Below are 17,617 nucleotides of genomic sequence, written 5' to 3'. Positions count from 1 at the left end.
CCTACAGGTTATTTTAACAGTTTTGGTTTCATTTGTAATCCATGTTATTTCAGAAAATTTAATAGAAATTAATCGTTTATTTACAGAATATTAATAATAATGGCTGGATCTGTATGTTATCTTGATAGGGACAAAGTTCTATTCTGTCAGAAGCGGACGTCTTTTGGCGAGCTTATCATGATAATTAAATAATGGAGGAGTAAACATGGCTTATCAACCTAAATCGTATCGTAAATATGTGGCTGCTGCGGCAACGGCTACACTCGTAGCAACGGCTCTCTCACCTGCATCTGCTGCCTCATTTAAAGATGTGTCAAGTCATTACAAAGAGGCTGTGGATTACTTAATCAGCAATCATATCACTAAAGGCATATCCGCCAGTAAGTTCGGAACCCACCTGCCGATTAAACGGGCGGATGCTGCTGTGATGATTGCCAAGGCTTTAAATTTAAATGTTTCAGATGTGAAGGCTTCCGGCTTCAAGGATGTTCCAAAACGGGCGAAGAAGTATGTGGATGCGCTGAAAGAGGCTGATATCATTTCTGGAAAATCATCTGATTCATTTGCTCCAGATCAAAAAATTACTCGCGGGGAAGCTGCGATCATGCTTTCAAAAGCATACAAGCTCCAGGGCAAATCAAAGAAGAGCCCTTTTAAAGATGTTACCTCCCGCTATAAAGAAGCGGTCGATGCGCTCGTAAGCGCAGGCATTACTAAAGGAAAGGGAGCCGACAGCTTCGGCACCAATGATCCGATTAAACGGGGAGATTTTGCTGTTCTTCTTCATAAATTATCCAAAGTTAAAAAGCCTGAAGCCCCCGAGAAAGATAATTTCATGCTTTCCTTAATGCATACGAACGATACGCATGCGAACCTCGATAGCGCACCCAAAAAAATGACCGCTATTAAGGAGGTTCGAGCTGAAAAGCCGGATGCGTTATTGATCGACGCGGGAGATGTGTTTTCTGGAACGCTTTATTTTAACGAGTTCAAAGGACAAGCCGACTTAAAGTTTATGAATCTTATGGGATATGATGTTATGACATTCGGTAACCATGAGTTTGACTTAGGTTCCAGCAAGGAAGGGCATCAAGCGCTTGCGGACTTTATCGAGGGAGCTAAATTTTCGTTTGTCAGCGCCAACGTTGATTTCTCAAAGGATGATACATTCAAAGGGCTGTTCAGCGATACGATTTCCAGCAAACCGGAAGAAGGCAAGATTTATAATGGAATCGTCAAAGAAGTGGACGGCGAAAAGGTAGGATTCTTTGGGCTGACTACTCAGGATACGAAAGAGATTTCAAGCCCCAAACAAATAGAGTTCCAAGATTATATAAAAGAGGCGGAAAAAGCAGTTCAAGCGTTTGAAGGTATGGGCGTCAACAAGATTGTCGCCGTTTCTCATATCGGCTATGACGACAACGAAGCGGTTGATAATGATTTGACATTGGCGGCGAAAGTAGACGGAATTGATGTGATTGTCGGCGGTCACAGCCACACGAAATTAGATGAGCCTGTCGCGGTAAATAAGGATGAAAACGGCAAGGGGAAGAATCAGACAGTGATCGTTCATGCCGATCAGTACAATAAGCATCTCGGCACATTAGACGTTGAATTCGACAAGGATGGGAAAGTAATCGGCCACGCCGGCAAGCTGATCGAAATTAAAGATCAGGCGGAAGATGTGGAAACGAAAGATTTGCTGAAGCCTTACGCTGAGAAAATACAAAAGATTAAAAATGAACCGACTGGAGGCTCAGCAGCTAAATTATTGGATAACCCCCGCACAGGCGGAGATAATTCTAAGCCGAGCGTTCGCAAAAATGAAACTGAACTCGGGAACTTGATCACGGACGGTATGCTGGCAAAAGCGAAGGAATATAACCCAGATGTGGTAATGGCGCTGCAAAACGGCGGAGGTATCCGCACAACGGTAGATAAAGGAGAAATTACAGTAGGCGAAGTGATCAATGTTCTTCCATTTGGAAATACATTAGCGACAATGGAAGTCACGGGAGCTGAGCTGAAAGCAGCCTTCGAAACGAGCGTGAAGGACCTTCCCCGCGAAAATGGCGGCTTCTTGCATGTGTCTGGAGCGAAAGTCCAATATGATTCTTCTAAACCGGCCGGTGAGCGCATCGTTTCCGTCGCTTATAAGAAAGCAAATGGCTCGTATGCGCAAATTCAAGCGGAAGAAACCTATACAATTGCTACCAATGCCTTCACAGCGAAAGGCGGAGACGGCTATGATATCTTCAAGAAAGCGTATGAAGAAGGGCGCGTAACCGACCTTGGTTTATCCGATTGGGAAAACCTTCGCGACCATATCGCCCAATTGAAAACAGTTGACCCGAAAATTGAAGGGCGTATCGTCGATGTGGCTGAAACGGGAACCGGTTCATATTCAGGTTCTGAAAGCGGAGGAAGCTCACAAGTATTGACTCTATCACCTGCAGACTTTAGCGGCACTCCGGACAAACCAAAGCACTTTACTCAAGATGTTAAAGTGAAGATTTCTCAGTCTTCTTCGCTGTCAAATGCCGTTATCCAAGGTGATTTAATCCTGACAGGAACAGCGAACCCTAGCATTACTTATGAAAACATTATAGTAAAAGGAAAGCTGGATCTTTCAGCTGTGGAAGGGGACACTTCGAAACTATCGAATATTGAAGCGGAAGAAGTGATTCTGTAATTTGTTAAGTAAAGAGACTGTTTAAAAAGTCCAATTTCGACTAATAAGTACCCCAATTAAAAACCCAAGAATGTCATTTAACAGTATTCTTGGGTTTTAGCTTCTTCACTTTTTGGGCTGAACCCTCTCTTTTTGGCCAACCCCTATGCGTATTTTTTGGGCAATTATTCAATAAGCAAAGGAGAAGACGATTGATGCACAAAAAGAAATGGAAAAAAACGATGCATGGCACCTTGTCAGCCGCCTTAGCCGCCAGCCTGCTAGTACCTGGCTTTCCATTGCCAACGAAAGCCGCAACCAAAGCGGCGGATTTGATTATTTCGGAGTATGTGGAGGGCGGAAGTTATAATAAAGCGATTGAGCTTTATAATGGGACAGGCGCTTCTGTGGATTTAAGTACGTACACATTGGAGCTGCATTCCAATGGGGCTGTTGCTTCAACTGGTAAAGTGAATTTAACTGGAACACTGGCTAGTAATGATACGTATGTGATCTATCACAAGGATGCAGCACAGCCAATAAAGGATCAGGGGGATTTAGAGGGAACGGCAGCCGTGAACTTTAATGGGGATGATCCGGTTGTCTTAAGAAATAATGGCGCGGTTGTAGACTCTATTGGACAGGCGGATGGATTAAAGCATCGTTTTGGCACAGACGTCACCTTAGTCCGCAAAAGCTCCGTTCAATCAGGTGATATGAACATCGTTGACGCATTTGATGCGGCTGCGGAGTGGGATAGCTACTCTAAAGATACTTTTTCTAACTTAGGCTCTCATGAAATGGACGGCTCAGCAGCCTCGGAACCAACTGAGTCAGTTGAAGTTGCATCTGCCTTCATAACCGGGACTCCAAAAGTGGGAGAAACATTAACAGCAAAAGCTAATGACGGAGCGACAAATGTCAAGTATCAATGGCAAGCGGCTGATGCAGCAGACGGTGCCTATACAAATATTGAAGGCGCCACTGATAACACGCTGAAGCTGACAGCTTCACAGGAAGGAAAGTTTATTAAAGTTGTCATTCGCGGAGACAATGAATCCCAAGCGGCCAGCGAAGCAACAGAGCAAGTGGCAGCGGCTGATCCGGTTCAAGCCATGGCCATTGCTGAGGCGCGGACAAAGTCCGCTGGTGAAACGGTAACGATTAAAGGAATCGTCACTGCCAAATTGAAAAACACGATTGCGGTAGAAGATGAGACGGGCGGGATCGCCGTTCGTCCAGCAAGCTTAGATGTGACGGTGGGCGATCAAGTGACGTTATTAGGGACCATCGCCGATTTTAGAGGTCTCCTGCAAGTAGATCCAGCAACAATCGTTGAAAAAACGGCTGGTGCCGGTACGCCTGCTTCGAAAGAAGTGACGGGTGCTGATGTGAAGGAAGACAATGAGTCAGAGCTTGTGACTGTGAAAAATGTGAAAATTAAAAGCGTCCACGATGGCGGTTCTTGGGCGAATTATACCGCCACAGATGGCACAACTGAATTTATCGTTCGCGATGAAACAGGAGAATTAGATTTAACAGAAGGGATGGCGTATGATTCCATTACAGGAATTGTGCAGCAATATAATAAGGATTATCAGATCATTCCGCGTTCGCAGCAAGATATCGTAGCCGACAGCTCTGTGGTCCAGCCGGTGTTTGCCAGTCCTGGCAGCGGCATATTTGCAGGCGGCACAACGGTTACCTTATCGACAAATACGGCGAATGCTGAAATTCTTTACACAACCGATGGATCAGATCCAGCTGCCCATGGCGTGAAATACGAAGCGCCCATTGAGATGAAAGAAAATACCACGCTTAAAGCTGTGGTAAAAACAGCAGATGGTCAGTACAGCGAAGCCAAAACATTCGATTATAAGATTACAGACAGCTTACAAATTCACGATGTTCAAGGAGCTAGCCATGCCTCTCCATTAAATGGCCAAACGGTGGAGAACCTTCAAGGAGTGGTAACGTATTCATTTAAATTAGGCAGCAGCTATTATTACCATATCCAAACACCGGATGAACAGGTCGACCGTGATCCGAAAACATCGGAAGGCATCGTTCTATATAGCGGAAAGAACCCTTGGCCGATCCGGGAAGGGGACTTAGTTTCTGTTACCGGTAAAGTCAGTGAATATGCGATTGACGGGTTCAGTGACCGTCAGAAAACAGACCTGAAGACGACACAAATCAACGTTCGCAATGATCAAGGCGGGGAGGTGGACGTTGTAGAAAAAGGAGTGGAATTGCCAGACCCAATCGTGATTGATGAACGCAATCTTCCAGCTGACAAGATTGACAGTGATCAGCTAGAGAAATTCAATCCGGATACAGACGCCATTGACTTCTGGGAAAGTCTTGAAGGCATGCGCGTGCAAGTGGGCAATGTCAAAGCCGTCGCTCCGCAAGAGCATGGTGATCTTGTAACGGTTCTTGAAAGCAGTGAAACGAACTCTTTACATGGCGGTGTTCTTTTAGAAGAGAATGATCAAAATGCTGAGCGCATTCAATTCCGCTTAGAGCCGAACCGCTCAGCGCGAGACTTTGAAGTGGCGACTGGCGATCAATTTAAAGGTCCCATCGAAGGCGTAGTCGGTTATTCATTCCAAAACTACAAAATTTACGTTGAACTAGATAAGATGGAAGCGGCTCATGTAAAAGGGGAGGCGAAGCCGGAACAAACGACGATTGCGAAGGATGAGAAGAAGCTGACAATCGCTTCTTATAATTTAGAGAACTTCTCTAACAATGATAAAACGACCTCGAATGAGAAAGCGCAAAAGCTGGCAAGAGCCATCGCTGCCGATATGCAAAGCCCTGATATTGTTGGTGTGACAGAGGTGCAAGATAACAACGGCCCAGATGGCGGCGATTCAAAAGCAGATCAAAGCTATCAGCGATTGATCAAGGCGATTGCAGATGCCGGGGGACCGGACTATCAGTATGTAAATATTGATCCGGTGAACGATCAAGACGGCGGCCAGCCAGGCGCCAATATCCGTGTCGGCTTCCTGTACAATCCTGATCGTGTCTCGTTAACAAAGGGGAGGCCAGCTGGAGAGGCAACGACAGCTGTTGGATATGAAAATGGAAAATTAACATATAATCCAGGCCGTATTGCCCCAACTAACGAGGCCTTTAATAGCAGCCGTAAGCCGCTGGCTGCCCAGTTTGATTTCCAAGGGGAGAATGTGATTGTCATTGCGAACCATTGGAACTCTAAAGGCGGAGATACCCCGTTATTCGGTTTACAGCAGCCGCCTGTTTACAAAAGTGAAGAACAGCGCAAGAAAATTGCTAAAGTCGTAACGAACTTTATTAAAGAGATAAAGACTGAGAATCCAGATGCCAACATCGTTTCTCTTGGCGATTTTAACGATTTCCAATTCTCTGATGCGCTAAAGATTCACGAAGGTGAACATATGACGAACATGATCCATAAGGTGGAAGAGCGGGATCGCTATACGTATGTGTACCAAGGGAACTCCCAAGTGTTAGACCATATTCTAGTATCGAATAACTTAGCAGCCCACACGAAAGTGGATATTCTGCATATCAATGCCGACTTCACTGATATGGCAGGGCGCGCCAGCGACCATGATCCAGTATTAGTGCAAGTGGATTTGAAAGGGGCTGGCAAAGGAACACCGGAGCTCGTTAAGCCTGAAAAAGCATTCAACTTAGCAAACCTTAAAACGAAGAAGCTGACCATTCAATCACCAAGCGTGGCGATTCATCTTGATGAGTCATCTGTTTTGACGGAAGGCCTTTACTTAACGGGTGCATATGCTGAACTGAAAGGTGCCGGTTTGAAAACGGCAAAAGTAATCATCCAGCCGAAAGCGCCAGGTGCCATTATTGACTTCAAAGGCGCTGAAGCAAGGGAAGTCATTATTTTCGGGACGAATGTTAAAGAAATCAGAGGCGCTGAAAACATCATGAACAAAATCCAATATGAAAATGGAGCCGCACCTGGTTCTATCCAGTTCACAGATTCAGAAGGAGAGCCAATCGGCTCTCCTTCTGTGCCTGAGGGCAATAAGGCGCCAGTGTTACAAAAGGAATTGACAAATCAAACAGTGAAAGCGGGAGAAACGCTTTCTCTTTCATTAACCAATTATTTTCTGATCCTGATCGTGACCCTTTAACGTTCACCTCTACAAAAGGGAATATTGATCCGGCATCAGTTGTTCTTACAGATTTTCCGAACGAGAAAGCCCACACAGGTCGCAGACCGTCTTTAGACGTGGAAATCTCAAGCTAGCACTTGAAGGCTGGATAATGGATCTAAGCCCTATCACGGCAAACAGTCCGTTCTTTTAGAATGGTATGAGCAAGACCCGGTCGATGACTTTGAAAGAAGAAGAAATGACATCATTCAAAAATGGCAGGGAAACCGCAATCCATTCATCGATCACCCGGAGTGGGCCAGGATATTTGGTAATGCTGAAGGAAGATGATCCGAAAAAATCGGTTCCGGCAGCCCTGGCTTGGTAACTTTTTCAACGCTTGCCGTTTGCTCTGATGAGGGGAAGAAGGATGCTCAAGCTGCAGCCGTTAAGAAGAAATGAGAGAAAGAGCATGAGCAAATGGCAGAGAATATTTTACAGAATAAAGAAGTCGCGGATGCCAAGGTCGAACAGGAGGCTGGCATTGCTGAAGCGGTGCGGATGCTACAGGAGGAGGCTTCTCCTGAAAAAGAAAAAGCGCTTGTTGACAAGTATATGGACGAGCTGACGAAGAAGTATCCGAAGCAAAATGTGAATGCTATTGTGTCTAAACAAGAATAGAAAGCAGAACCCTGCCCCGAATTTGAACGGCTGAACCGGACGAATTCGTTTTTTTTTGCGGCCCCATCTTCCAAAAAGATTCTGCATCCCTTTTGGTGAAATAGTGAAAGAAGGAAAATGTTTTTGAATTCCTGTCAACAATGTTAGTACGACACAAATATTCACAGGCGCGCCTAAAACGGTTTCCGCATTGCTGGTTTTATCATCCAAGAGAGCTGCATACGGGTTCTCTTACTCTTAGACACCCTTATATTTCACCATAAAGCATATTCCTCTTAGCTATTGCTGCTGAATGAGCTGTTAGGTTCATTTCTATTGGAAATACTCTCGATATTGAGGATTTCCCGCATTACCTATATGCTGAAAATACAAGACTTGGCTGGATTGGACAAACCCTCGGATACAGAGATATCCCACCACTTGGCGCTTTGCAGCTGAAGAAAGTGCGCTTGAATACGAGAATGATTTACATAGATTATAGAAGATGGCGTCATCTCCTTAAGCTTGAATGATATTAAGGGCGAACATGGCCTGATTGTAAAATAATCAAGAGCCTGTGAATTGAAAGCCCCCCGCAGAAATAAGGCTGCGGGGGGCTTTCGCGTATTATTTTCTTTTTTTCTTGCGCGAGGACGGAGCGGCGGATTCACCGGTTTCGGCTGCGGTGGTGCCTTGACCTTGAACATCCGGGGAACCGAGTCCGGCTTTGGATGGATCTTGTTTGCGTTTTCCCATGTGATCACCTCCCTTCCTATTTTCTTCCTTATCGGGAATGCGTATTCGTTTATCTTTTGAAAGCTTGCCTGTAAAGAAGCGAAAGGGCGAGTGAGCGAGTTTGATTCGGGGTATAGATAGGGAAGAAAGTGAGGCGATGGCTATGAAGAAGGGATACTTGATAGGAGCGCTAGCAAGTGCGGCAGGGGCCGCGCTGCTGATGAATAGAGACAAGAAGCGGCAAAGAATGGCAGATCCACCGCAATTTATGCTCAAGAAGGTGAAGCAGACCGCGGATGAAATCTCCCTGGAGTGGACGGATACTGAGGCGAATTATCGGGTGTATCGCCAGGGGCAGCTGATTTATGAAGGCGCCCGTTCGTCGGCTAAGGACAGAGGGCTGATGCCGGCTACAAGCTATCTGTACACGATTGAGAAGACGGATACTAAAGGGCGCGTGCTGGATTTGATCAAGGTGCAGACGGCGACGAAGCCCGAGAAGCGGCGGCAGGAGAATATCTTGCAGGATTGGATCATGACGTCCGTTGTAGGGCGGACGTTTATCAGCATGGAATGGGAGCCGATCGATGGCATTGAGGAATATACAATTTACCGAAATGGGAAAAGGCTGGCGCATGTAACGGACTCCTTCTATATCGATCAGACCGTGCGTCCTCAAGAGGAGTACACGTATTGGATTCGGGCGGAGCGGCCGCTGGCGCAGTCGGAGGAAAATTTAAGCGAGGAGAAGTTCGCCGCGGCGGGGGTAATCGGCTTTTTCAAAAAAGGAGCGAAGGAGAAAGAAGCGATGATGGAGGTATTCCGGATCGCCAAGCTATTCGATTCAATTGAAGCGATTTTGCGGCCGAAGGATTCATCCCAGGAACATCAGTGGCAGCTGCGCTATACAACTTTTTTGCCGATGAAGCGCTTGAAGAATCCGAACTTCTTTTCCATGAACCGCTATTTTGCCGGTGATGGGCGCGGCTTTGAACCTGAGGCGGACCGCTTTCGCACGCGCGCCGATCTGGCGGTGAGCTTTGCTGACGACAAGCCGTCCGTTCGCTTGAATAAAGCGGTGGGTCTGTCGAAAGCCTATGGCTGGACGGGTCGGTTAAGAGAGAAAGGAAGGGCTTCAGAGGGCGGCATTCAGCTCGAGAATGTGCAGACCGGAAAGGAAAAGGTGGAGGTGCTTCTCAAGCATTCGGTTGGCAATCCGCTCACCGCCTCGCCGAATATTGACTATGAAATCACCGCTTCCTTCTATCGCAACGGCTTCTTTGATTTCACCGGCAATCATGATCAGTCTCCGAATCATGAAATGTACTTGAAGCGCGGCCGCAAAAACTACTGGAAGCCGCTCCATCAGGCGAGAAGCAAAGGGCTGGAGTGGCTGGCGGCCACCATGGCCAGCCAGTACTGGCGCGTCTCTAATTTCAAATAAGCAAAAAGCGGAAAAGCCGCATGACGGGCTTTTCCGCTTTTTACTGTTAAACGAATCGTTTGCGAATATGTGGAGGCGGCAGCGTACAGCTTTCTTTCTGCCCGAACCATTTGTAGCGATTCTTCGCCACATACTCATAGGCAATGTCGCGAATCGGACACGGGATGATCATCAGCGCATATAATAGCTTCCAGGCCCCTTTTAAATGCAGGCAAATTCTTAGAGCGGCCGCTGATTTATAATAGACCTTGTTCCCTTCAATCAGGATCATGCTGTCGACATCATCGGGAACATGATGCTTGGCCCGCAGCTTTTCGCCGGTGTCGCTTTGCAGCGAGGCGAAATGAAAGAGGCCCTTTGGGTCGCGCTTAATAATAAACTGGACGCTGGCGTCGCAAAAGTTACAATCTCCGTCAAATAAAATGACTGGATGCATGCCATCTCCTCCTTTTTGGGATGTTGCTATTAGTTTAACCTTTTTTCGTTAACATGAAACTATTATTGGGACTTTGCCGTCAGCTGCTTGTCATTTGGCAAGATCGTTTTGGAACTCTGCTGTTGACCTGTCCCTTAGGGAATGCTTTAGAGTGAAAGGAGGAGGTGGATCGGTGAAAATCAAAGATGTTTGTGCACAAACAGGCTTAACGAGAAAAACCATTGAATACTATGAAACAAAAGGATTCATTTCTCCTGAAAAAGAGGAAAACGGCTATCGCTTTTTCAGCAATGAGGATGTGGAAATTCTGTCTCAAATTTCCTTATGGAGAGGCTTGGGATTATCGATTAGTGAAATTCGTGAAGTATTGCATGCGGATGACCCCCATCAGGCGCTTATGAAAGTTCAGGAAGCGAAACAGCTGCAGCTGTCCATTTCGCAAAGAAAAGCCGAACTGCTGAAGCAATTAGTGGAAGGGCATGATCGCAAGCAGATTCATAAAGAATTAGAAGCGATGGAGAAACATTTACTCATCAAAGAACGGCTGCTTCATCGTTTCCCCGGTTACTTGGGGAAATTCTTAGCTCTGCATTTCGGCTCATTTTTAGAAAATCCGATTGAATCGGCTCAGCAAGAAGAGGCCTTCAACGAAATCATTCAATTTTTAGACGGTCTGGAGCCGATAGAGCTGCCTGAAGAAGCACAACAGCTATTGGATGAAATCCCGTTCACGGTGACGAATGAAGAAAGGGACAAGTGGAAGGAAGAGAAGATGAAATGGCTGGATCAGCCGGAAGCGATGATTGAGGAATACAGCAGGATCAAAAGGACGGAATGGTTTGCGCAGTCCCGGCAGCTGGCGGACAGCTTAAAGCCCATTATGCATTCAAGAGGATATTACGATGTGTTTATACCGGTTATGTGCAGGCTTAGCCCGGATTATGCTCAGTATTTAGATCAGCTTTCAAAAACAATGAAAACATGCACCGACCCGATGTCCGATCTGTAAAAGGGTTCAGCTTGTTGGAAGAACTTATTAACAGACAAAAGCCGGCCGCAAGCGCGGCCGGCTTTTGTCTGCCAGATAGAAAGGCTTTGGGCTGCTTTTGGAGTGTGGCTTCTTCATGCTGCTTCATCGGGCCGAAATCACGTAGAATATGATGGTTTAATTCCTTGACTTCCCGAAAATGGCTTGCATGCTGAAATTGGCTGACGGGTCCGTTGCGCCTGCTTGATCCCTCCATCCCTTTTTACTTTCTGCATAGACTGAGGGAGTGGAAAGGGACACCCCGGCTTAATAAAGGCGGCAGCCGCTTGTTCGTTAGGCGCAGGGTGAGAGAAGAGCAGTTCTTATGAGAAGCACTGGAAAGAACGGATTCTCCGCAAATCGGTTCCGTAGTAGACCCAGCGGGAGTTTCTCCAGCGCCAGCCGGCGACGGAGGTTCTTCCTACATAAGTCGGGTAGAACCAAAAGCTGCGGCCGCTGTCAAGCCAGATATAGGTATAACGGTGCAAGCATCCGCGGATCGCTCCCGGATCTACAGCAAAGGCGGCCGCTTGCGGCATTTGCGGCGTGTAAGGCGGAGGAGGATAGGATGGCTGTCCTCCTGCCTGCGGCGCGCTTCCCGGCTGCTGGCCTGGTGCTGGGAATCCGATAGGCGTGCTTGGAGGAAGCGGCTGAAACGGTCGATTACTCGTCCATTCTTCATATTCGTACTCAGGAAAGTCGGAATAATAGTGGAAATCATCATACATGCTATTTAACCTCCTTTCATTTGAACTCCTTTTTAATGTATGCGAGGATTCAGCATTCGTGTGAGCTTGGAAAGAAAGGAGGAAAACGAAAGAGAGGAGCTGCAAACAATCAATCATGTGGCCGTATTTTATCCATTTTGTTCTTTTTTTTTCATAAAAAAGAACTGACCGATATAGTCAGCTCAAAGTGCGATTAACCAAACAAATATTACAGCTCGCCTGCAAAAGCAGCTGGATATATTTGTCTATCATATTCTGAAACACATAAATAATGTGTGAAAAAAAGTAAAGGAACTAATTTGAAATCAGCAGAATTAGAATCGATTGACGATGATCGTTCAAAAATAGCTATGATGTTAGTGAATAAGTTGTGCTAAGACAAAAAGATGATCGCTAAGCCATTTCTTTCTAAGGATTCATGCAGCACCTCCCATGATCCTCCTTATTACCAGCATCAAAAGCTGGGATGCAGCTATCAGATGAGCAATCTGCTGGTATGATTAGGAGACTGCTCAGCTGCATGTTCAGCATGCAAGAGTGAAGGCAAAGCGCGCTTCAGTTTGCGCTGTAAAAAATGGATGGCGCATATAAGAGGATTAGCGTTTATCATTATTTTGAGAATCTTCGCCGCCGCCAAATAAAAGATAAGAAATCCCGCCCGATAAGACAACGGCGCCTGCCGTGATCAGCAGCTTCGTCCCCAGACTGATCTCAGAATAGTCTTTGGACAGCATCCATAGGGAAAGCACAGCGACTACGATCATGACAGGAACGGTGAATGTCAATTGTTTCTTCATGAGTCGGCTCCTTTCTATGATAAAGGGGCTGTCCCAAAAGTCGGTGAAACCGACTTTTGAGGACGGCCCCTGTTTTTTTTCTATTTTTAAGCACAAAAAAATCGCTCTTTCTTGTAAAATGTAAGTAACCAAACCAACACATACAAAAGGAGCGATTTTTTTATGAGCAGCCAAAAGACTACTCCCACAAATTATAACACGGACCAGTTGTCTTTACCACTAGAAACGGAAGAGGTGTCCACGCAAAAAAAGAACTTCCGTTCCAAACCTGTCTTTGTTTCCTATCAAACAGACCAGCTGATGCTTCCGATGGATCTCAGTGACTGGATTCCTGCACACCATGTCTCCCGTTTTATCCATGAGATGATTGAAAACATGCCCGATGAGCTGTTCATCAAGCCTTATAAAGGCGGCGGCCGAAGTGCCTATCACCCCAAAATGATGGTCAAAATTCTTCTTTATGCGTACTCGCAAAAGGTCTATTCCTGCCGAGGAATCGCGAAGATGCTAGACGAAAACCTGCCGATGATTTGGCTCTCTGCCATGCAAAAACCAGATTTCCGTACGATTAACCGTTTCCGCAGCGGGCAGATGAAATCCATGATCGACACGCTGTTCGAGGAAATGATTCTCCTCTTGATTGAAAACCAATATATTTCCATGGAGAACTATTTTCTGGACGGCACAAAGATCGAGGCAAATGCCAATAAATACTCCTTTTCCTGGAAAAAAGCGACGATGAGATTTGAAGCGAAATTAAGAGAGAAGATCAAGGAGACCCTGCACCACATTCAAGAGATCGTGGAGGCAGATGAAGCTTCTATGATCGAGGAATGCCTGGAGGCGAAAAAAGTCAGCCCTGAACAATTGGCGCAAGTGGAAACGGTTCTGGAAAAGAAAATGGAACAGATAGAGAAAGACGTGGCGCAAGAAGATAGGAAAGAACGCAAGGCTAAGCGCCAAAAGCGATCCTTTGTTCAAAAGCTGGCAAAATCCGTAAGCAGGGATTTTATTCCGCGCCTGGTGAAATATAAACAACAAATGGAGACATACGGCGACCGAAACAGCTTTTCCAAAACCGATACAGATGCCACGTTTATGAGAATGAAAGAAGATCACATGAAAAACGGACAGCTAAAGCCTGGCTACAATGTGCAGATGGCAACGGAAAACCAATTTGTTTTGTTCTATACCATTCACCAGCGCCCAACGGATACTCGCTGTTTCATTCCGCACATGGAGAAACTGAAAGGCTCTCGCCTGCCGTTTCCGAAAAAAGTGATCGCCGATGCCGGCTATGGAAGCGAAAGCAACTATGTATATGCGACGGAAGAAAAAATGGACTATTTGATTCCTTATAATACCTATCTGAAAGAACAAAAACGCAGGTATAAAAAAGATCGTTTCCAGCCAAGGAACTGGACCTATATAGAAGAAGATGACGTATATATCTGTCCGAATGACCGCCGCATTCGCTTCAAACGTTATTCCACCCGTACGGATTCTTACGGGATGAAGAGAGATTTTAAAATTTATGAATGTGAGGATTGTACAGACTGCCCGCTGAAAGCCCTATGCACAAAATCGAAAGGGAACCGGCAGATTCATTACAACCCCGTGTACGAAGAAATGAAAGCAAAAGCCAAGAACAGCCTTTGGTCTGACGAGAACACACCGATTTATGCCCGGCGGAAAGTCGAGGTCGAAAGTGCGTTCGGTCATATCAAGGGCAATCGGTCGTTCCGCAGATTTTCCTTGCGGGGGATCGACAAGGTGCACACGGAATTTGGGATTGTGGCGTTAGCCCACAACTTCCTGAAAATGGCGGGCCTAGCCCAAACATTTTCAGGAAACCCGCTTACAATGAAAGAACGCGGAGAGAAAAACGAGTTGTTTTTCTCTCCGCGTTCTTATTTTAGGGGCTTATGGGACAGCCCCTTCTTATTCAATCAATTCCTTAGTCTTCGCCGATAATCCGCACTTCGCGTTCTAATTGGACGTTGAATTTCTCTTTTACGGTTTTTTGAACATGCTTAATAAGAGCGATATAGTCATTGGCCGTCGCATGATCGACGTTGACGATGAAGCCGGCATGCTTGGTTGAGACTTCCGCGCCGCCGATTCTGGTTCCTTGCAGGCCGCTGTCTTGAATAAGCTTGCCGGCGAAGTAGCCCGGCGGCCGCTTAAAGACGCTGCCGCATGATGGATATTCAAGCGGCTGCTTGGATTCTCTTCTGAAGGTTAAATCGTCCATGACTGCTTTGATCTCTTCCCGGTTTCCTGGCTTTAGCTGGAACCCCGCCTCCAGCACGAGATAGCCGTTGTCGGGAATATTGCTCGTCCGGTAGGAAAGATTTAATTCAGCCGCCGGAAGCTTCAGCAAATCTCCTTTGCGGTCGACAACGAGGGCATAATCGAGCACATCTTTAATTTCCCCGCCGTAAGCGCCGGCGTTCATAAATAAGGCGCCGCCGACTGTGCCCGGGATTCCGCAGGCGAATTCAAGGCCGGTCAGTTCGGCCCTCAAGGCTTCCCGGGAGGCATCTATAATGGCCGCTCCGCTTTGCGCTTTGAGCAAATGGCCGCTGACCGAGATCTGATCCAAGCGGGCCATTTGCATGACAATGCCGCGAATGCCCCCGTCTTTAACAATGAGGTTGGAGCCATTGCCGAGCAACGTAAGCGGTATGTTATATTCATTTGAGAATTGGACGACGTTTTGCACTTCTTCATAGGTGGTCGGTGTGACGAATAAATCCGCCTTGCCGCCCAGCCGCGTGTAAGTATGATCTTTCAAATATTCATCAAGAAGAACATTTTCCTTCTTCACGACTGCTTGTAATTTATCGAAAAACTGGCGATAATCAGACACTCATATCATTCCTTTTTCACTTTTTCACTACATTGAATTATAGCAGTTTTTCTCGGGAAAAAGAACTTCAACGGTGAAAGTTCAATGAAGCCTTCCAGGTTACGGTGGATAGAATAGCTGTACAATAACTAAACAAAAGGGTGGAAAACAATATGACGAAGATCTTGATCGATGCAGACGGCTGCCCGGTCGTTGATGAAACATGCCAGGCAGCAGAAATGTTTCAGCTCCCCGTTCTGCTCATTTGCGATACCGCGCATTTGATCACGCGGGAAGGGGTGCAAACGTTAACAGTCTCAAAAGGAGCGGATGCGGCTGACTTTGCCATCGTCAATCGCGTCGAGAAAGGAGATATCGTCGTGACACAAGACTATGGACTGGCCGCGATGGTGCTGGCGAAACAAGGTCATGCCATCGATCAAAACGGAAGACTGTACACAGCCGGCAATATCGATCAGCTGCTGCACAGCCGCCACACAGCGAAGAAAATCCGCCAGGCCGGTGGACGTTTGAAGGGTCCCAAGAAAAGGAATAAAGAAAACGATCGGTTGTTTTTGGAAAAAATCACTGCTTTATGCCGGCAGGTGTGTAAACGTGCCTAGTGCGGTTGTCTTCGCTTTAAACATTTCTTGATTACCTATTAATTTTGCAATCATTTAGTAATTCAAAAGTAATGGTTATGTTGTTAATGTAATATAAAAGTAATATTTTAGGGTTTTTTTAACTTTAAAGTTAAATATTTGACATAAATATGCTACAATTAATTCACAATATGTTCTGTAACGATTGGCTTTCCACAGGCCAACTTTGCAGAAGTTAACTAAAGGGAGTGAGGGAATTGAAGAAGTTTTTATGTTCTTTTGGTTTGGCCATTTTAATGATCATTAGCTCCGTTAGCATGGAGGCATCTGCGGCGACTCGTTTTAAGGATGTACCGTCTTCTTATTGGGCTTATAAAGAGATTGAATATTTGGTGAATAAAGAAGTGATCAACGGTTACAAAGACGGCACCTTCCGACTGCATGGTCAAGTCACGAGAGCCCAAGCGGCGATCATGCTGGCACGGGCATTGGAATTGGAAACAAGCCATGCGCCGGATTTAGGATTTACTGATCTTCCGAAGAGTCATTATTTATATAAGTATGTGGCACCCCTAGTAGAGAAAGGAATTTTTGCTAAAGCAAAGAAGTTCAATCCCTATAACCAGATGAGCCGAGCGGAAATGGCTCTTGTCATGAAAAGAGCGTTTAAACTGAGCGGCACCTATACTGGGGCTATCTATGATGTGCCGGAAAACACTGCTTTATCCAGCGCGGTGCATGCTTTAGCTGCCAATAAGATTACAACCATTGATGAAAGAGGGCAATTCAAACCGTCTATCCCGTTAACACGTGTACAATTTTCCGTTTTCTTAGCCCGTGCCATGGAGCCAAAATACCGACCGCTAGCTATTAAGTCTGACTTTTTGAAAAAAGCGCAACAAGGCATCCTTCCGGGGTGTTCCATTCCATTCAATAAAACAACAACCATTGCGGACGTGCACAAAAAGCTCGGCAAACCGAAGAAACAAGACTACTATGAAGGCGGTTACGGCCAGTATTATGGAAACTGCGCTTATTTCTTCCATGACAAAATGCTTGATTCTAAAATGACAGGTATTAAGTATTATCCAAATGATGCCGACCTGACTCCGGCGAGAGTGAAGCAAGTGATTGGCCAACCGACTGATGAAGGAGAAAGTGAAATGGATAAAAGATGGCTATTACATTATGATGCAGGCCAATATAGCATTCTCATGTATGCCGATAGCAGCAAATCACGAATCTATACCATCTTTTTAAAAGGTAGCTCCCTTTAATTAATATTACAAGAGGCTGGAACATAACTAAATTTGCAGTCATGAATGCCGAATCATTATATTTAATAAAAACATGAAAAACAATAAAGCCGAACTATTACGAAGCTCTGAAGGAGAGTTCTAAATAATAGTTCGGTTTTTTTTATGAGCTGAAAACTCTTTGTCCCGGATCCATTTTTTATGATTTGAAATGAAAGTTAAGAACTTCAAAAAGAGATAATTAGGAGAGGAAGTTTTTGCGGATGGCTGTATCACTATCCATCTCTTGATCGAG

The 17,617-nt window shown here is 45.8% G+C and carries 13 protein-coding genes and 1 pseudogene; 9 read left to right on the top strand and 5 right to left on the bottom strand.

Annotation, left to right across the window (positions count from 1 at the left end; translation table 11 throughout):
• Positions 1 to 205: 205 nt before the first annotated feature.
• From CEF20_RS13475 to CEF20_RS13455, 4 genes and pseudogenes are all read left to right on the top strand, one after another.
• Complete coding sequence (locus CEF20_RS13475) at positions 206 to 2,692, top strand: 5'-nucleotidase C-terminal domain-containing protein (protein WP_100332433.1); 2,487 nt, start codon at positions 206 to 208, stop codon at positions 2,690 to 2,692.
• A 194-nt stretch (positions 2,693 to 2,886) separates the two neighbouring features.
• Positions 2,887 to 6,825, top strand: coding sequence for a chitobiase/beta-hexosaminidase C-terminal domain-containing protein (locus CEF20_RS13465; RefSeq protein WP_232713530.1), 3,939 nt, complete (start codon positions 2,887 to 2,889; stop codon positions 6,823 to 6,825).
• Positions 6,826 to 6,957: 132 nt separating this feature from the next.
• Positions 6,958 to 7,137 (top strand): annotated as a pseudogene (locus CEF20_RS13460) (endonuclease); the annotation flags it as partial.
• A gap of 129 nt (positions 7,138 to 7,266) precedes the next feature.
• Positions 7,267 to 7,467 carry a hypothetical protein gene (locus CEF20_RS13455; protein ID WP_100332432.1) on the top strand — a complete coding sequence of 67 codons (201 nt, stop codon included), beginning with the start codon at positions 7,267 to 7,269 and terminating at the stop codon, positions 7,465 to 7,467.
• Positions 7,468 to 8,073: 606 nt separating this feature from the next.
• Here the strand turns inward: CEF20_RS13455 and CEF20_RS13450 are convergent.
• Positions 8,074 to 8,202, bottom strand: coding sequence for a YuzL family protein (locus CEF20_RS13450; RefSeq protein ID WP_100332431.1), 129 nt, complete (start codon positions 8,200 to 8,202; stop codon positions 8,074 to 8,076).
• Between the two features lie 142 nt (positions 8,203 to 8,344).
• Between CEF20_RS13450 and CEF20_RS13445 the strand changes: the two genes are divergently transcribed.
• Complete coding sequence (locus CEF20_RS13445) at positions 8,345 to 9,625, top strand: DUF3238 domain-containing protein (RefSeq protein ID WP_157796287.1); 1,281 nt, start codon at positions 8,345 to 8,347, stop codon at positions 9,623 to 9,625.
• 46 nt (positions 9,626 to 9,671) lie between these two features.
• On the opposite strand, the gene CEF20_RS13440 is transcribed toward CEF20_RS13445, so the two are convergent.
• The gene (locus CEF20_RS13440) at positions 9,672 to 10,061 is read right to left on the bottom strand and encodes a thiol-disulfide oxidoreductase DCC family protein (RefSeq protein WP_100332429.1); all 390 of its coding nucleotides are present in this window, start codon (positions 10,059 to 10,061) and stop codon (positions 9,672 to 9,674) included.
• A 172-nt stretch (positions 10,062 to 10,233) separates the two neighbouring features.
• Here CEF20_RS13440 and CEF20_RS13435 point away from each other — a divergent pair, with 172 nt between their 5' ends.
• On the top strand, positions 10,234 to 11,070 hold the full coding sequence (locus CEF20_RS13435; RefSeq protein ID WP_157796286.1) for a MerR family transcriptional regulator: 837 nt from the start codon (positions 10,234 to 10,236) through the stop codon (positions 11,068 to 11,070).
• 341 nt (positions 11,071 to 11,411) lie between these two features.
• Here the strand turns inward: CEF20_RS13435 and CEF20_RS13430 are convergent, their stop codons facing one another.
• Positions 11,412 to 11,816 (bottom strand): transporter, encoded by a 405-nt coding sequence (locus CEF20_RS13430; RefSeq protein ID WP_100332427.1) that lies wholly within the window; start codon positions 11,814 to 11,816, stop codon positions 11,412 to 11,414.
• 596 nt (positions 11,817 to 12,412) lie between these two features.
• On the bottom strand, positions 12,413 to 12,613 hold the full coding sequence (locus CEF20_RS13425; protein ID WP_100332426.1) for a histidine kinase: 201 nt from the start codon (positions 12,611 to 12,613) through the stop codon (positions 12,413 to 12,415).
• Positions 12,614 to 12,775: 162 nt separating this feature from the next.
• Between CEF20_RS13425 and CEF20_RS13420 the strand changes: the two genes are divergently transcribed.
• On the top strand, positions 12,776 to 14,587 hold the full coding sequence (locus tag CEF20_RS13420; RefSeq protein ID WP_232713529.1) for an IS1182 family transposase: 1,812 nt from the start codon (positions 12,776 to 12,778) through the stop codon (positions 14,585 to 14,587).
• Here CEF20_RS13420 and murB read toward each other — a convergent pair.
• Positions 14,571 to 15,485, bottom strand: coding sequence for a UDP-N-acetylmuramate dehydrogenase (gene murB / locus CEF20_RS13415; protein WP_100332425.1), 915 nt, complete (start codon positions 15,483 to 15,485; stop codon positions 14,571 to 14,573). The genes CEF20_RS13420 and murB overlap by 17 nt on opposite strands.
• Before the next feature lie 152 nt (positions 15,486 to 15,637).
• Between murB and CEF20_RS13410 the strand changes: the two genes are divergently transcribed.
• Positions 15,638 to 16,087, top strand: a complete 450-nt coding sequence (locus CEF20_RS13410) for a YaiI/YqxD family protein (protein ID WP_100332424.1) — start codon at positions 15,638 to 15,640, stop codon at positions 16,085 to 16,087.
• 236 nt (positions 16,088 to 16,323) lie between these two features.
• Positions 16,324 to 17,343: an S-layer homology domain-containing protein gene (locus CEF20_RS13405; RefSeq protein ID WP_100332423.1), complete on the top strand. Its 1,020-nt coding sequence runs from the start codon at positions 16,324 to 16,326 to the stop codon at positions 17,341 to 17,343.
• The last annotated feature ends 274 nt before the right edge of the window (positions 17,344 to 17,617 follow it).

This window comes from Bacillus xiapuensis (genome assembly GCF_002797355.1).
GTDB classification, from domain to species: domain Bacteria; phylum Bacillota; class Bacilli; order Bacillales; family Domibacillaceae; genus Bacillus_CE; species Bacillus_CE xiapuensis.
Note: the sequence above shows the minus strand (reverse complement) of the source record. Positions and strands in the feature narration are given on the sequence as shown.

Bases quoted from the DNA above. Each gene is read 5' to 3' on its own strand.
- CEF20_RS13475 (WP_100332433.1), top strand. From the start codon at position 206: ATGGCTTATCAACCTAAATCGTATCGTAAATATGTGGCTGCTGCGGCA.
- CEF20_RS13465 (WP_232713530.1), top strand. From the start codon at position 2,887: ATGCACAAAAAGAAATGGAAAAAAACGATGCATGGCACCTTGTCAGCC.
- CEF20_RS13455 (WP_100332432.1), top strand. From the start codon at position 7,267: ATGGCAGAGAATATTTTACAGAATAAAGAAGTCGCGGATGCCAAGGTC.
- CEF20_RS13450 (WP_100332431.1), bottom strand. From the start codon at position 8,202: ATGGGAAAACGCAAACAAGATCCATCCAAAGCCGGACTCGGTTCCCCG.
- CEF20_RS13445 (WP_157796287.1), top strand. From the start codon at position 8,345: ATGAAGAAGGGATACTTGATAGGAGCGCTAGCAAGTGCGGCAGGGGCC.
- CEF20_RS13440 (WP_100332429.1), bottom strand. From the start codon at position 10,061: ATGCATCCAGTCATTTTATTTGACGGAGATTGTAACTTTTGCGACGCC.
- CEF20_RS13430 (WP_100332427.1), bottom strand. From the start codon at position 11,816: ATGTATGATGATTTCCACTATTATTCCGACTTTCCTGAGTACGAATAT.
- CEF20_RS13425 (WP_100332426.1), bottom strand. From the start codon at position 12,613: ATGAAGAAACAATTGACATTCACCGTTCCTGTCATGATCGTAGTCGCT.
- CEF20_RS13420 (WP_232713529.1), top strand. From the start codon at position 12,776: ATGAGCAGCCAAAAGACTACTCCCACAAATTATAACACGGACCAGTTG.
- CEF20_RS13410 (WP_100332424.1), top strand. From the start codon at position 15,638: ATGACGAAGATCTTGATCGATGCAGACGGCTGCCCGGTCGTTGATGAA.